General features: G+C 48.2%; 2 tRNA genes. Both read right to left on the minus strand.

Annotation, left to right across the window (positions count from 1 at the left end):
* Positions 1 to 60: 60 nt before the first annotated feature.
* A tRNA-Ala gene (locus tag ACHABW_RS26085) sits at positions 61 to 136 on the minus strand.
* A 19-nt stretch (positions 137 to 155) separates the two neighbouring features.
* Positions 156 to 232: transfer RNA gene (locus ACHABW_RS26090), tRNA-Ile, on the minus strand.
* Positions 233 to 272: the final 40 nt, after the last annotated feature.

A 272-nucleotide genomic window follows, 5' to 3' on the forward strand; every position in this document is an offset into this window, starting at 1 on the left:
TATCCAGTTTTCAAAGATCAACTCCGCAATATATCGCGGTATTACAAAAGATATTTTAATTGGTGGAGCCTAGCGGGATCGAACCGCTGACCTCCTGCGTGCAAGGCAGGCGCTCTCCCAGCTGAGCTAAGGCCCCAAAAAAACCAATTCAATTATGGTGGGCCTGAGTGGACTCGAACCACCGACCTCACGCTTATCAGGCGTGCGCTCTAACCAGCTGAGCTACAGGCCCATAATGAATGAGTTTAGGATAAATCCTATTTTGAAAGGAG

The sequence above is a fragment of the Salipaludibacillus sp. CF4.18 genome (assembly GCF_051262595.1).
GTDB classification, from domain to species: Bacteria; Bacillota; Bacilli; order Bacillales; family Salisediminibacteriaceae; genus Salipaludibacillus; species Salipaludibacillus neizhouensis.